Annotated in this window: 9 protein-coding genes, 1 tRNA gene and 1 pseudogene; 4 read left to right on the forward strand and 7 right to left on the reverse strand. The window is 68.3% G+C overall.

Features of this window, described 5'->3' with window-relative positions; genetic code table 11:
* Positions 1 to 74 precede the first annotated feature (74 nt).
* The 3 genes from AB0I22_RS14895 to AB0I22_RS14905 are packed head-to-tail and all read right to left on the reverse strand — an operon-like array spanning position 75 to position 2,885.
* Positions 75 to 200, reverse strand: coding sequence for a hypothetical protein (locus tag AB0I22_RS14895; RefSeq protein ID WP_363131156.1), 126 nt, complete (start codon positions 198 to 200; stop codon positions 75 to 77).
* Positions 197 to 865 carry an ATP-binding cassette domain-containing protein gene (locus AB0I22_RS14900; protein ID WP_363131157.1) on the reverse strand — a complete coding sequence of 223 codons (669 nt, stop codon included), beginning with the start codon at positions 863 to 865 and terminating at the stop codon, positions 197 to 199. The genes AB0I22_RS14895 and AB0I22_RS14900 overlap by 4 nt, the downstream gene beginning before the upstream one ends.
* A 28-nt stretch (positions 866 to 893) precedes the next feature.
* A complete protein-coding gene (locus AB0I22_RS14905) occupies positions 894 to 2,885 on the reverse strand; it encodes a hypothetical protein (RefSeq protein ID WP_363131158.1) in 1,992 nt (663 codons plus the stop codon).
* 986 nt (positions 2,886 to 3,871) lie between these two features.
* Here AB0I22_RS14905 and AB0I22_RS14910 point away from each other — a divergent pair.
* A pseudogene (locus AB0I22_RS14910) lies at positions 3,872 to 4,090 on the forward strand (SDR family oxidoreductase); the annotation flags it as partial.
* Here AB0I22_RS14910 and AB0I22_RS14915 read toward each other — a convergent pair.
* Entirely contained in the window at positions 4,039 to 5,955 is a 1,917-nt protein-coding gene (locus tag AB0I22_RS14915) for a hypothetical protein (RefSeq protein WP_363131159.1), read from the reverse strand. The pseudogene AB0I22_RS14910 and the gene AB0I22_RS14915 overlap by 52 nt on opposite strands.
* Before the next feature lie 116 nt (positions 5,956 to 6,071).
* Positions 6,072 to 7,316, reverse strand: coding sequence for a hypothetical protein (locus AB0I22_RS14920; RefSeq protein ID WP_363131160.1), 1,245 nt, complete (start codon positions 7,314 to 7,316; stop codon positions 6,072 to 6,074).
* A gap of 448 nt (positions 7,317 to 7,764) precedes the next feature.
* On the opposite strand from AB0I22_RS14920, the gene AB0I22_RS14925 reads away from it, so the two are divergent.
* Entirely contained in the window at positions 7,765 to 8,853 is a 1,089-nt protein-coding gene (locus AB0I22_RS14925; protein WP_363131161.1) for a polyprenyl synthetase family protein, read from the forward strand.
* 486 nt (positions 8,854 to 9,339) lie between these two features.
* Here the strand turns inward: AB0I22_RS14925 and AB0I22_RS14930 are convergent.
* A tRNA-Leu gene (locus AB0I22_RS14930) sits at positions 9,340 to 9,421 on the reverse strand.
* Positions 9,422 to 9,845: 424 nt separating this feature from the next.
* Here AB0I22_RS14930 and AB0I22_RS14935 point away from each other — a divergent pair.
* Complete coding sequence (locus tag AB0I22_RS14935) at positions 9,846 to 10,628, forward strand: ABC transporter ATP-binding protein (RefSeq protein WP_363131162.1); 783 nt, start codon at positions 9,846 to 9,848, stop codon at positions 10,626 to 10,628.
* Between the two features lie 223 nt (positions 10,629 to 10,851).
* The gene (locus tag AB0I22_RS14940) at positions 10,852 to 13,398 is read left to right on the forward strand and encodes an FtsX-like permease family protein (protein ID WP_363131163.1); all 2,547 of its coding nucleotides are present in this window, start codon (positions 10,852 to 10,854) and stop codon (positions 13,396 to 13,398) included.
* A 105-nt stretch (positions 13,399 to 13,503) separates the two neighbouring features.
* On the opposite strand, the gene AB0I22_RS14945 is transcribed toward AB0I22_RS14940, so the two are convergent.
* On the reverse strand, positions 13,504 to 14,823 hold the full coding sequence (locus AB0I22_RS14945; RefSeq protein ID WP_363131164.1) for a cyclopropane-fatty-acyl-phospholipid synthase family protein: 1,320 nt from the start codon (positions 14,821 to 14,823) through the stop codon (positions 13,504 to 13,506).
* Positions 14,824 to 15,042: the final 219 nt, after the last annotated feature.

Consider the following 15,042-nt stretch of genomic DNA (forward strand, 5'->3'; position numbering starts at 1 on the left):
TTGGGCGTCTCTCGTAGCGCCAACGCGCGAAAACGCCCTGCCGTGTTCCTGGCAGGGCGCGTGCGGCACGGAGATCAGAACAGACGCAGTCCGATCCGGCCGAGGATGACCCCGGTGTGTTCTCCATAGACGAGAAGTACCGCGGCGACGCCGAGGACCAGGATGCCGACAACAAGGCTCCAGGTGAGGCGGGCATTCATGAGTGCTGCCTTTCTTTGACGGGTTCGGGTTGTGTGGTGCTTCCGACTGCGAGAACGGTGTCGCAGCGGTCGCGGACGGCGTCATTGTGAGTGGCGATGACGACGGCGCAGCCGTCCTTGCTCATCGAACGGAGGATGTCCACGACCATGGCGGCGTTGTCGTGGTCGAGAGCACCGGTCGGCTCGTCTGCCAGGACGAGCGCGGGTTGCTTGACGATGAGCCGGGCCAGAGCGACGCGCTGCTGTTCTCCGCCGCTGAGCCGGTGTACCTGTTCCTTCTCGCGTCCTGCCAGACCGACGCGTTCCAGAGCCTCGACGATGGTCGGGGCGCCCTTCCTGGCCCGGCGCGGTTTCATGGCGACCGTGAGGTTGGCGGCGACGGTCGCGTTGTCGATCAACGCGTAGTTCTGGAACAGGTAGCCCAAGACGTCGCGCCGGTAGTGCCGGGCGGCACGTGGACGGAAGCGGGTGATGTCCCGGCTCTCATAGCGGATGGCTCCGGACGTCGGTTCGTCCAGGAGGCCGAGGCAATTGAGCAGTGTCGACTTGCCGGAGCCGCTCGGGCCGGTCAGCGCGAGGACCTCCCCACGCGTCACGGTGAAGGCGAGACCGGACCACAGGGTGCGTGGGCCGAAGGACTTGGACAGGTTCTCGATCTCGATCACGTGGCAGCTCCTGCACGGCGGTGGGGAGTCACGACTCGGTCGCACCTTCCTTGACGATGCGGCGGTGGAAAGCGGCAAGGGCCAACAGCACCGCCGCGACCTCGACGACGACGAGCGCGATGGTGACGCCGAGGTCGAGTCCCGTGACTTCGGCCATCGGTCTGGGGGCGGGGATGCCGAGGGCCGCGTACCGGTCGAGGCCCTGGTTCCGCTGCCACACTTTGAAGGGCAGCCATACCACCAGGAGCATCGCCAGAAGCCCTTCGAGCAGCAGGACCGGGCGGTGGGTCGCGGTGAAGGTCCATCCGCTGATGTGCCGTGCGAAGATCGCTTGTGCGTTTTTCCGGGAGTGCACGATGCAGACGCCGACTCCGGTGATGAGCAGCACTGTCACGGCCACCGCCAGGTTGAACAGTTGCAGCCTGAAGTCCCCGACAAGATCGCGCAGTTTGTTCGCGGCGTTCTGCGCGACAGGGGTCATGGACATCACGTATGTCTCAAGGCGGTGTTTCTTGATGCCGGCTGTGACGTCGTCCGGATCGGGGAAGACGATGCTGCTCTGAGAGGCGTAGTCGGTGTAGAGCTTGTTGCTCACCAACGGCGATCCATTGGGGAAAGCGATGATGACGGGGTCGGTGACCAGGGAGTCGTCCGCGCCGAGTTTCTCGCCATTGCGCTGCTGGCCGCCGGGGTTGTACGTGAAGACGCGCTGGCTGTCCTTCGACCACACCGTCTCCACCTTGGCCGCTGGGACGACGTCCGGGGTGACGGGGTTCAGCAGCCCCGGGACTTGCTCACGCAGGCGTCCGGCATACCGCGCGAGGGGCCTGGGGATCAGTAGCCGTACCCGCTCAGGGTCCGCGTCGCTCATGGTGATCCGGTGTCCCGATGAGTCGAGAACGGGTTGCGCGGCCAGAAAGGACTCGTTGACGATCAGTACGTCGTGATTCACGAGTTCTCCCGGGCCCCGTCCCCCGGTTCTTCGGTGGCCGGCAAAGACGATGTCCCCGTCTCTGTCCGCCTGGTGCAGCCAGGGCCCCACTTTCACGTTCAGGTCTTTCAGTCCCGCTTCGCTTGCGAGGCTGCCGTTGAAGGCGATCGAGGTGGCGTTGCCGATCTTCGCGTACGCCCGGCTGCTCTCCTGTCGGGCCAGTACATCCTGGCCGGCCAGAACGACGGCCGACGCGATGCTCAGCGCCAGCAGAAGCGCTGGAACTCTGACGCAGTAGGCGCAGATCGCGGCGGCCCGCGCCGGCAACTCCCCCTTCAGAGCTGACAGCACATCGGTCTGGGACGTCAGGCCGAGCATGGCCGCGTGCGTGACAAGGGCGACGGCGCCGAGCACAAGGGCGACGCCGAACGCGAGCAGAGTGAAGGCGCCGATCCAGGCCAGTCCGTTGTAGAGCCCGAGGAGCAGCAGTGTCGTGGCGGCCACGGCGACAAACGCGATGCCCCAGAACGCCGCCAACTGACGCAGGTCCCGCCGCAGGATCTGCCCGAATGATTTCCCTTGCAGCCGCAGCACTCCATACGCCTTCGCGTTGAGCAGGACTCCCGCGCCGGTCATCGTCACGACGGCGAGCGCGACGACGAAGAACGACCGGTACAGCGCGCTTCCCTCATAGTTGAAGCTCAACTGCGTCAGCGAGACGGGGTGATAGACCTTGGCCGTCAGCCCCAGACCGGTGAAGTCCCGAGTGAGCGACGTGGCGGCCTGGTCCGAACCGAAGACGTAATAGATGCCTCGGGGATCACGCATCCCGAGGTCGGCCACGGGACGCACGTCTGTGTGGTAACCGCGATTGAAGGAGGGGTACCCCTCCTTCAGCCAGTCGGAGTGGGGACCGCCCGGCGCGAGATAGAGGTGCCTGCTGCTGGACGGGGCTTTGAGATCGAGGACTTCACGCGCGACGGTCGTCCGCCGCTCCTCCGCGAACTCCGCCACAGCACGCGCCACTTGAGAGCCGCTTGCCGAGTTGTCGGAGTCCGTCACCCATACGACGGCGGAGTGGCCGAGCACCCAGTCCTCTTCGAAGCTCCGTAAGAACAGGAAGGCGAGAACCGCTGAGTAGGCCAGCACAGCGGCGTGAACGAACTTGATACCTCGGTGCAGCATCTATCGCCTAGGTCAGGGCACTTCGAGGAGCGCGACTCAGAAGGTTGGACATGCTGGGAGCGGCACGCCCACCGGGAGGAAGAAACGATTCCTCGACATCCGGCGGGCGGACCCTCATCCTACGAAACCGAGCTGGCGCTCAGCCGCCACCACCGGCAGCAGGTGGTCTTGTAGTAGGTCTCGTTGCCGGACAGCGCGGCCTCGACCTGGGTAGAGGACCATGTGTCCTTGGACGCCGTGTCGCTCTGGACGGTCTTCCCGACTGAGGTCGACTTGGTATGGAAGGCTCCCTCCAGGTTTGCCCTCAACGATCCCGGCGGCCGGTGTTGCGGCCGGAGGGGAGGGCTCGCGGCACACTGGGCCGGTTATCCCTCTCCGGCCTCGGATGCCGTTTCGCGCGTTCGCATCCCCACCGCCACTCACGTCTCTGGTGCATTCCAGTGCGAGGCGGCGCGATGGAGCGCTGCGACGCGAGAAGGAAGCGGAAGCCCCTGTGCGAAGCAAGGAAGCATCCGCACGCGCCACCATGGAGCCGCTGCCGACAACGGAGCCGCCACCCCCTGGGCCCTCGGCGGAACCGCCGTCGCCCTCACCACCGGCGCGGCCCTGATGCTCGCGGCCCGCCGCCGCACCTCCACCGAGCGCTGACGCGCTGCCCGCTGATCGCCGACCGTCCCGGGCCCACCCGGCCCACCCGGCCCACCCGGCCCTCACGGCCCTCACGGCCCTCACGGCCCTCACGGCCCCGGCGACCCGTAGATCGCACAGGCGGGGACCGGGCCCCGGCCCAAGTGGTGGGCCAACGCGCCCACGGCTGGGGCCCGCAGGCCGGCCGCGCCTCCTTGGGGGAGGATGCGAAGGCCGGGCCTCGGCCCCAGTGGCGCGCCAGGTTCAAGCAGGTGGCGGCCGGCGCCGACACGATCGCGACGCAGGAGGCGAGCACCCCGATCGGCCGGATGGCCACACCGGAAGAGGCCGCGGCGGCCGCGGTCCGGCTCTGCTCGGACGCCGCGTCCTGCGTCACCGGTATCGCGCGGGGAAATGTCCGGGCCCACCTTCACTTGCAGCGGCTCAAGAACCTGGCGACGCCGTCCGCCAGGCGGCCGTAAGGGTTTAGGCCGCTGAGTTCCACGGCGCTTGTCGTCACGCCGAAGAAAGCTCGCCGGAGAATCAGGCCGACCTCTTGAGATTCCAGGTAAGTGCGGGCGACTGTCCGGTCGACGTCCATGAACAGACCCTCGTCCGTGTCGCTCGTCGCCATTCCTTCAGAGCCGACGACGACGTGACTCCATATTCGAGGAATGAGGCTCCGCAACTCTTCCTGAGTGTCGCGAGAATGGACCGGCTTCCCGTCCAGATCGAGAACTCCAATATCGAATAATTTGCACCACTTTTCCGACAAGGCGCACAAACTTGCCGTATCGGTGAGGCTCTCGCACCCTTCGAGAACCTCCCTCGCCTCGGCTTGAAGAGTCTCGATCACGGGATCGATCTCCACTTCACGGGGAAGTCGTAACCTCCGGGCCGTTCGCATTGCGAGGTCCTCGACAGCGGCCCGTGAAGCGGCACCCCTGTCACCGTCCCCCTGGGGCTCCTTGAACCACAGCGGCTCCCATCCGGGCGAGTGCAGCGTATTCCCGGATGCCAGAGCGGTGGAAGAAACATCGGTCAGCCTCTCGCCGCAGGGAAGCCAGTCGAAACTGGCCCGCACGTCGTCTCGCGGCGTACGCGAAAGGCAGTCGATCTGAGCCCTTCCACGATATCGAGGAACCATCAGATACCACAGGCAGGCCCCCATGGCCATTTCTGCCGCTTCTTGGTGACCATCCTCTTGACAGTCGCAATCGATAACGCGGTCCGTCACGGCGGCCAACGCGTTGGCGTAGCCGATTACGCTGTCGCTCCCCTTTGCGGATAGGGCCACATGAAGTTCGTTGAACGCCTCTCGGCTTGTATAGTCGGAGATGACATCGATGATGTCATTGTATCGAATGAGATTCTCGACGGCGCGCTTCATTCGGCCGCAGGCCTGGATCGCTTGAAAGCATCCGAGTTCATCCGAGAGGTGCCTGTACTCGGCTGTCCCCATGGCCAGGCGGTAGAAGCCGACCATGTCCCCGTCCCACCAACGGGCCACCAGGTATTCGTCGGGCGTGACGATCTCGGGAGCAGGTAGGCAATCCTCTTCACTGCCTGAAGCATCCAGACAGGACTCCGTTATGGAATTCTTCATCAGGATGACTGCGTCGGTCACCGCCGAATCCTTCAGAGCCTGTGTCGCGGCTTTCCCTCCCAGGCACGCGAGACCTTCGCTTGCTGCTGCGACGTATGAATCGTAACCGCCTCCGGCTGAATCATCAGGAGCGCCGGGGTAGTCGACAGCCATCGTGAGGTTACGAGTTGCTCCGCAGAGATCGAGCATCCGGCCGTCACGAACTCGCGGGATTTGCCAACGATAGATACTGGCAAAGAAATCACGCAAAATCATCGGCACCGCTGATTCGGCCGATTCGGCATTTCGCGCCACGTACTCGTCCAGCAGCCTGCGAACCTCCCCTCCTTTTTTCGGATTAATTTCGGAGAGTAAATCCATCCCCTTGGACTGCGATCCTTCCGCCACCCATAGCTCGCGCCTCACCAAGGAGACCACATTCATCACCGTTTCGGCGATAGGGCTTGATTCTATAGATTCCCGAAGCTCACCTGAATGCGCGGCCCGGATCACCTTCCAGCCCATATCGTCGCCTTGGCGGTGCCGACTCACTTTCCCTGACACGTGCGGAGTGTACGACGGCTCCACAACCATATACGTGGTTGCCTCGCTACCAGAGTTCGACGCTTCCTCGCACCGGGCCCGGACCCTCTCCTTCCCTTCCGAGTTCATCCGAATATCAGCCAACTGAGTAACACGCTTGCTGCCCACATCGACGAGGCCACAAGATTCGGCACTCCACACATTGGCGAACGCGTTCATATGGTGCAACTCCTTCAGACGTTTCCGCGGAATTTTCCCGTGTAGCACATGCAGGCCGTTCGACGGCTATCCAGCGAATCAGCCGTGGAACGGCCCCCTGACCGTGAGAACGATCGTCAGCTGGCTCCGCGACACCGCTCAAGAGCCATCGGAAGCGACCTAGGTGGTGGGGCCGGTGTCGTGATCGAGCGTCTCGACCAGGCGCGGCACACCGAATCCTCCGGCGCCTGAACCCGCGTCAGGTACTTCCCAGTGGCCGCAGGCATCGTCGTGGTGGACGTTTCCTGACGCCTCATCGCGCACGGCCCGAGCCCCGAGAGCGCCTCCAGCAGCCCGGACACCGCAACCGGCGATACGCCCGACACGGCCGTCACCCCGACCGCGCCCGCCCCCGACAGCCACTGCGGCCGCACGTCACCGGCCGTCCCCACCACGTAGGCCTCCGTGCCCGCACGCTCCAGGACCGCCACCGCCGCCCGGGCGGCCCGCACGGGCCCTACCACCAGCACGACCTGGCACGCGGCCGCCAGCCCGCGCAGCGCACGGATCCGGTCGCCGGCGGCATGGCAGTAGGTGGCCGGGTCCTGCGGCAGCACATGGCCGAACCGGGCCCGTACCGCCTCCGCGACCCGCTCCGTCTCTTCCACCGGCAGGCCCGGCTGAAGCCCCACCGCCACCCGTGCGTCGTCCGCCAGCCGTACACGCCGGGCGTCCTCCTCGTTCTCCACCACGCGTACCGCCCCGGGCGCCTGGCGCACCAGGCCGGCCGCCACCGCATCGCCGGGCCGCCCCACCACGATCACCGTCTCCCCCGTCGCGGCGAACCTGCGTACTTCGTCCTGGGCCGCCGCGATCAGCGGACACCCCGTATCCACCGGCCTCACTCCCCGCGCGGCCAGGCCCGCGCGGGTCGCGGGCGGCACTCCTTCCGGTCCGATGACCACCCTCGCGCCGTCGGGTACGGCCTCCACGTCCACAGCCGTCAACAGGACCCGACCGGTCCTGCCGTCCCGTTCCAGAGCCGGTTCCAACGCCGCGCCGCCGAGCAGGGCGAGGGGGCCGGCCGCGGACGCCAGCGCCGCGTCCTCCGCGGTCAGGGTCCGACGCGCACCTCCGCACCACGAATCCGTCCCGGCCGCGACCACCCGGCGCGTACGCATCACGCTCGTCCACACCGCGAGAGCCCGGGCCACCACCGGCTCCGACACCGGCGCCGACACCGCACCCAGCCCCACCGCACGCCCGTCCCGCCCTACGTAGGACAGCGACTGCCCCACCGACCCCGCCGCCTCGCCCCCGCACTCCGAGCCGGACTGCGCCACAGAGTCCGCGAACCGCACGGTCAGTCCCGAACGCCTCAACTCCCCCGCCAAAAGCTCCGCACCCCGGCACTCCACATGGCCGCGCCCGGTATGAACCACCGCCCGCGCGACCACCACGTCACCCGCCGGCACCGCCTCCGGCGCCGTCCACCGATGCGATCTGAGCGTCCTTTGCACCTGCCTCTGTCCTCCAACCCATACCCGGATGCCTGAGCAATCCCTGGTACACGGACAGACCACCTCGACGAAAGCGGGAACGACGCACTCAGAGCGCCCCCGCCCGGTCCCGACCAGGTGGGAACAGGTTCGGAGGTTTCCACTGAGCGGAATTCACAAACACACAAGCATTCAACGCGTGCACGCACTCGAAGCCGGACCGGCCTTCCGCGGAGTTCTCGTCCGGGCGTGTACTGGGAGACGCGGGACGGCGCCAGTCGGCCGCTCCGCAGGCATTCAACTCCCGGAATGGCGAGGGATTCTCATGGCTATGTCCGCGCGGACCGACAGCCCTCCGCTGGATTTCGCAGGGATCCGCAGTGATGTAGAGGCGGTGCTGGACGGTTTCCTGGCAGACAAGACTCACGTCGGCGCCGGAGGCGGCCGGGCCATCGCGGACGAGGGCGCGGAAACGCTGCACGCCTTCCTGAGCGGGGGCGGCAAAAGGATGCGGCCCATTCTGTGTGCCGTCGGCTGGTGCGCGGGGGGCGGCGGTCCACTGCCGTCCAAGGTGCTGCGGGTTGCCGGCTCCCTGGAGTTGTTCCACGCGTTCGCCCTCATACATGACGACCTCATGGACTGTTCCAGCAGCCGTCGCGGCCGCCCCACGGTCCACCGGGCGCTGTCGGCACGGTACCTTCCGGGCAGGACCGCCGAGGCCGCCGACCGGCTCGGGGCGAACGCCGCGATGCTCATCGGCGACCTGGCACTGGCCTGGTCCGACGAGCTGCTGCATACCGCGGGTCTGACGGCGGGCGAGCTCGCCCGGGTCCTCCCCGTGGTCGACGCCATGCGAACCGAGGTGATGCACGGCCAGTACCTCGACCTCACCTCCACCGGACACCCCACGCCCGATGTCGACCGGTCCCTGGCGATCAGCCGGTACAAGACGGCCAAGTACACCGTCGAGCGGCCGCTTCACATCGGCGCGGTCCTTGCCGGCGCCGAGCCACCGGTGCTGTCCGCGCTCAGCGCCTTCGCCCTCCCCGCCGGCGAGGCCTTCCAGCTCCGTGACGACCTTCTGGGTGTGTACGGCGACCCCGCCGCCACCGGAAAGCCGGCCCTGGACGATCTGCGGGACGGCAAAGCCACCGCCCTGATAGCCCTCGCCCTGCAACGTGCGTCCTCCGCCCAGATCAGCGAAGTACGCCCGCTCCTCGGATGCCCCACCCTCACCGAAGCCCAGGCAGAGGTCGCGAGGGACGTCATATCCGATACCGGCGCCCGCGCCCAAGTCGAAGACATGATCCACGTCCGTCATGAGAAAGCCGTACAGGCGCTGCGGAACGCAGACCTGCCGACCGAGGTTGTCGAGTACCTCACCGGCATCGCACGCCTCCTGGTCGATCGGGACCAGTGAACAGCGGTGCGGGCCTGGCGAGTTCGCGCGGGCCGGCTCCGTACGCGGCGCCGGGCGGCCGGTCCTGCCTCTTGTCCCTGGGTGAACTGCCTTGGAGATTCGGCGACTTCCTGCGCGGGGGGCTGTCAATTGGCACTCGTCCCCGGCACACCCTGGCCGTGGGGAGCCCCCTCACCCACAGGGGACGCGGCGCCGGAGAGCCGTTCGGCACCGCGGATGTCGCACCCGGAGAAGGCAGGGAAGGCCTACCGACCTTGAGCCAGACGGCACGCGCACGCTCCTGGTCGCCCGAGCGGCCCCACACGGCGCCCCGCACGCCACCCGGCCCGACCCGGCCGCCGGGCGCGTCCCCGGTACCGTTCACTCTCGGATGTACGCTTGCCATACACGTGATCGCGGGCCGCGCGTTCCCGGCCCTGCCGCACGGCGGCGGGCGCGGCGCCTCCGACCCGCTGTCGCCGCGGGTCGGGGAAGTCTGGGTGGAGGTGCCCGGAGCCGGACTTGAACCGGCACGGCCCGAGGGCCAGCGAGGTTTAAGCTCGCCGTGTCTGCATTCCACCATCCGGGCAGGGGCTCTCGGTCCGTGCGTACAGGGAGGCGCACGGCCCTCCCCTTTGGAGAGCGTTACGAGCCTAGCCCCGAGCGGCCCCCCGAACAGCGGAACGTTGGCCCGAGGTTGTCTTATTTTATTGGCAACTGAGGGTGCATCAGTCACCGGCCGACGCCATTGGCACATGCCACGGGCTGTTCCCGACCGGTCACCCTCCCGTCAGGGCCCGGAGGCGGAATTGTCGCAATCTCGCCGCCCCGATCGGCCCGCGCCCGTGGTTCCGGGGTCAGGGTTGTGCTCCTACCAGAGGATGATGTGACTCCTTCGCGGTACCTCCCTGGTCTCCCAAGGGAACGGGAGCAGGGTCTGATCCCGGAGCGGCTTTCGGCACGGACGATGGACTCAGTCCCCGAAAAGCTCGTTCCGACAGGAGTCCCCCGCCGTGACCACCACCCCCTTCGGCGCCCAGACCGCCGCCCGCGCCACCGCGGTGGCCGCCCGCGCCACGGATCTCACCAAGGTCTACGGACAGGGTGATACCCAGGTGGTCGCGCTGGACGCCGTCTCCCTCGACTTTCACCAGGCGGAGTTCACCGCGATCATGGGCCCCTCCGGCTCCGGCAAGTCGACGCTGATGCACTGCATGGCCGGTCTCGACTCGGTCTCCGGCGGCTCGGCCCGGATCGGCGACGTGGAGCTGACCGCGCTCAGCGACAAGAAGCTCACCCAGCTGCGGCGCGACAAGATCGGCTTCATCTTCCAGGCGTTCAACCTGCTGCCCACGCTCAACGCCCTGGAGAACATCACGCTGCCGATGGACATCGCCGGCCGCAAGCCCGACAAGAAGTGGCTGGACATGGTCGTCGACACCGTCGGCCTCTCCGGGCGGCTCAAGCACCGGCCCAACCAGCTCTCCGGCGGTCAGCAGCAGCGCGTCGCCGTCGCCCGCGCCCTCGCCGGCCGCCCCGAGATCATGTTCGCCGACGAGCCCACCGGAAACCTCGACTCGCGCTCCGGCGCCGAGGTCCTCGGCTTCCTGCGGAACTCCGTGCGCGAGCTCGGCCAGACCGTCGTCATGGTCACCCACGACCCGGTCGCCGCCGCCTACGCCGACCGCGTCGTCTTCCTCGCCGACGGACGGCTCGTCGACGAACTGCGCGAACCCACCGCCGACGCCGTGCTCGACCGGATGAAGCGCTTCGACGCCCGGGGGCGCACCAGCTGAGCCGACGGAGCCGCTGAGCAGGCGGGCCACACCGGCCGGGTCGCACGGCACTGCCGCGCCGGCCCCGGCCAAGGGCCTCGCCCCCGTCCGTAGGAGCCGGTCCCGGCCCCGGCCCGTACGAGCTCAGCCGCCGCCCCACCCATCCAGACTTCTCCCCGCAGCCCCCGCGCCCGGCTCCACGCCCGGCCGCCCATGGGCGCGGAGCCTCCCCCCAGGACTGACCATGTTCCGTACCGCCTTGCGCAATGTGCTCGCGCACAAGGCCAGGCTGCTGATGACCGTGCTCGCCGTCATGCTCGGCGTCGCCTTCGTCTCAGGCACCCTGGTCTTCACCTCGACCATCACCGGCGCTCTCCAGAAGAGCTCGGAAAAGGGCTTCACCAACACCGACATCGCCATCAAGCCCTCGGACTCCCCCGACAACAACAGCAACAAGGACAGCGACAAGCCCGGCGAGTGGCACGAGCTGCGCCAGAGCCTGCTGACGAAGATCGCCAAGGCGCCCGGCGTCGACTCGGTCACCGCCGGTGTCAGCGGCTTCGCCGCCGTCTCCGGCAAGGACGGCAAGCTCGTCGGCGACGGCTTCCAGTCCACCGGCGGCAACTACTACCCCGGCAAGGGCGGCGCCGACATCCGGTACCCGCTCAAGGACGGCCGCGCGCCGCACGTCGCCAGTGAGATCGCGCTCGACGCCAAGACGGCCGACCGCGCGGGCGTCAAGGTCGGCGACACCGTCCGGATGTCCGTCGACGGACCCGTCATGAAGCAGAAGGTCGTCGGCGTCTTCACCACCGACGACGGCAACGTCGCGGCCGGCGGCAGCCTCGCGCTCTTCGACACCCGCACCGCGCAGAAGCTCTACAGCAAGCCCGGCGAGTTCAGCGAGATCGACGTGAAGGCCGCGCCGGGCACCTCCCAGGCCGAGCTCAAGAGCACGATCGACAAGATCCTGCCCAACACCGCCGAGTCCACCACCGGCAAGGAGCTCGCCGACGACCAGGCCAAGTCCATCGCCGAGGGCATGAGCGGCATGAAGACCGGCCTGCTGGTCTTCGCGGGCATCGCGCTCTTCGTCGGCATCTTCATCATCGCCAACACCTTCACCATGCTGGTCTCCCAGCGCACCAAGGAACTGGCGCTGATGCGCGCGGTCGGCGCGAGCCGCCGCCAGGTGACCCGCTCCGTGCTCATCGAGGCGTTCGTGGTCGGCGCGATCGCCGCCGTCACCGGCCTGCTCGCGGGCATCGGCATCGGCGCCTCGCTGCGCACCCTGCTGAGCGGCAGCGGCGCCACCGTCCCCGACGGCCCGCTCGTCATCGAGCCCTCCACCATCGTGATCTCGCTGATCGTCGGCATCGTGGTGACCATGCTCGCCGCCTGGCTGCCGGGCCGCCGCGCCGCGAAGATCCCGCCGATCGCCGCCATGAACAGCGTGCACGCGGTCGCCACCACCCGGTCCCTGGTCGTCCGCAACACCATCGGCGCGCTCTTCTCCGGCGCGGGTATCGCGGCCGTGATCGGCGCGACCGGCATGGGCAGCGACGGCAAGGGCGTGCTGGGCCTGGGCGCCGGGCTGCTGCTGATCGGGGTGTTCGTGCTGACCCCGCTGCTGTCCCGGCCGCTGATCGCCGCCGCCGGGCCCGTACTGCGCGCCTTCGGGATCTCCGGCAAGCTCGCCCGGCAGAACGCGGTCCGCAACCCTCGCCGCACCGCCGCGACGGCCTCCGCGCTGATGATCGGCCTCACCCTGATCACCGGTCTGACCGTCATCGCCGGCAGCGTCCAGAAGGCCGTCGGCAAGATGGCCACGGACTCCCTCAAGGCCGACTACGTCGTCGCGATGGCGAGCCAGCTCCCGCTCTCCCCGCAGGTGGCCAAGCAGATCGCCGCCGACCCGGACGTCACCGCGTCCAGCCCGATGCGCAACTCGGTCGCCGACATCAACGGCGACAGCGGCTACATGATGGGCGTCAACGGCAAGGACCTCGACAAGCTCACCAAGCTGGACCTCACCTCCGGCTCCCTGAACGTCGGCGGCCACAACACCGTCATGGACGAGAGTTCCGCCAAGGAACGCGGCCTGAAGGCCGGCTCCTCCTACGTCGCGACCTTCGAGGACGGCACGAAGAGCCGGCTGACGGTCTCGGGCGTGTACAAGGGCAACGAGCTGATGCGCGGCATCCTGGTCGACACCGCCACCGTCGACCCGCACCAGAAGGACGCCACCGACCGGCAGGTGCTGGTCAAGACCAAGGACGGTGCGGGCGAGAGCTCCAAGGACGCGCTGCGCAAGACGCTCGGCGACAACCCCGCCATCAAGATCCAGGACAAGGGCGACATCGTCAACGGCATCGCCTCCGTGGTCAACCTGATGCTGAACATGCTCTACGGGCTGCTCGCCATGGCCGTGATCGTCGCGGTGCTCGGCGTCGTCAACACCCTGGCCATGTCGGTCTTCGAGCGCTCCCAGGAGATCGGGATGCTGCGCGCCATCGGCCTGGACCGCAAGGGCATCAAGCGGATGGTGCGGCTGGAGTCGCTGGTCATCTCGCTCTTCGGCGGCGTCCTCGGCCTCGCGCTCGGCGTGTTCTTCGGCTGGGCGGCCGGCGAACTGATCGGCTCCACCATGGCGACGTACGAGCTGGTACTGCCGTGGGGCCGGATGGGCATCTTCCTGCTGCTGTCCGCGCTGGTCGGCGTGTTGGCCGCGCTGTGGCCCGCCCGCCGGGCCGCCCGGCTGAACATGCTGGCGGCGATCAAGGCGGAGTAGTCCGTTCCGCTGCTGCGCACGACAGCTACCGCGCGCAGCAGCGGAACGCAGAAGGGCCGGCCCCGCGGTGTCCACCGCGGGGCCGGCCCTTTTCGCGGCCTTCGGTCAGGAGCCCGAGCCCCATCTCCGCATGCGCAGCGGCGCGCCGGACTCCCCGCTCTCGGGAGTACGGACCGCCAGCACCTGGTTGACGCCGATGCGGTTGCGCTCGAAGGAGAGCGCGGAGGCCGCCATGTACAGCCGCCAGACCCGGGCCCGGCCGGGCGTGGTCAGCCGGACCGCCTCGTTCCAGTTGCGCTCCAGGTTGGCCACCCACTGGCGCAGCGTCAGCGCGTAGTGCTCGCGCAGCGCCTCCACGTCGCGCACCTCGAACCCGGCCTCCTCCAACTGGCCGACGGTCCGGCCGACCGGGGCCAGCTCGCCGTCCGGGAAGACGTAGCGGTCGATGAACTCGTCGACCTGGTAGTTCTCCTCGTCGAGCAGCGGACGGCGGGCGATCTGGTGGTTCAGCAGCCGCCCGCCCGGCTTGAGGAGTGCGTGGAGGTCGGCCGCGTACTCCGCGTAGAGCGCCGAACCGACGTGCTCGGCCATGCCGATCGAGGAGATCGCGTCATAGGGGCCGTCGTGGATGCGCCGGTAGTCCTGCACCCGGATCTCGACCCGGTCCGTCAGCCCGGCCTCGGCGACGCGCTTGCGCCCGTACGCGGCCTGCTCCTCGGAGAGCGTGATCCCCACGGCGCGTACGCCGTACTCGCGCGCCGCGTGCAGCACCATCGAGCCCCAGCCGCAGCCCACATCCAGCAGGCGCTGATCGGGTTCGAGCCCGAGCTTGCGGCAGACGAGGTCGAGCTTGTCGTGCTGCGCCTCCTCCAGGGTGGCCTCCGGGGACTCCCAGTAGGCGCAGGAGTAGACCATGGAGGGGCCCAGCACCAGCTCGTAGAAGTCGTTGCCGACGTCGTAGTGGTGGCTGATGGCCTGCTTGTCGCGGCGCAGGGTGTGCAGCGGCCCGTGGCTCTTGGGGGCCTCCTCGCGCGGCGGCGCGGGCGGCAGGCCGGCCCCGGCGAGCGCGAGGAGCTCGCGGCCGGCGGCGCGCATCCGGGGGTCGCGCAGGGTGGCGAGGGCGGTGGCCAGCACCGGCTGGCGTTTGGCCGGGGTGCCGCGCTCCCAGATGAGGCCGGCCATCAGGTCGAGGGCTTGGTAGAGGTCGCCCTCCACATCGATGTCACCGGCCACCCAGCCGCGGGCGAGCCCGAGTTCGCCCGGCTTGTAGAGCAGTCGTCGCAGGGCTCTGCGGTGGCGTATGACCAGCACGGGTGCCCCTGGCGGTCCGGCCTCGCTGTGGTCCCAGGCGCGGATACGGACCGGGAGCGGGGCTCCCAGGACCTCCTCCGCGAGCGCGGTGAGCCGTCCAGCGGCGTCGGCCATGTCGCACACCTCCGTGGTGGAGCATCAGAGACAAAGTACGTTCACTGACCACGTAAACACCGGCGGGCATCCATCCCATCCCCGAAACGGGACTGGAAACTGCAAAATAACCCGGTACGCCGAAGGACGCCCACCCCACGGATTGGTGGACGCCCTTCGGTTTCGGTCACTGTGCGGCGGCCGGTCTTCGCCGGTCCCGGACGGTCATCGCCGACCTCG

Source organism: Streptomyces sp. NPDC050610 (assembly GCF_040654875.1).
GTDB lineage: Bacteria > Actinomycetota > Actinomycetes > Streptomycetales > Streptomycetaceae > Streptomyces.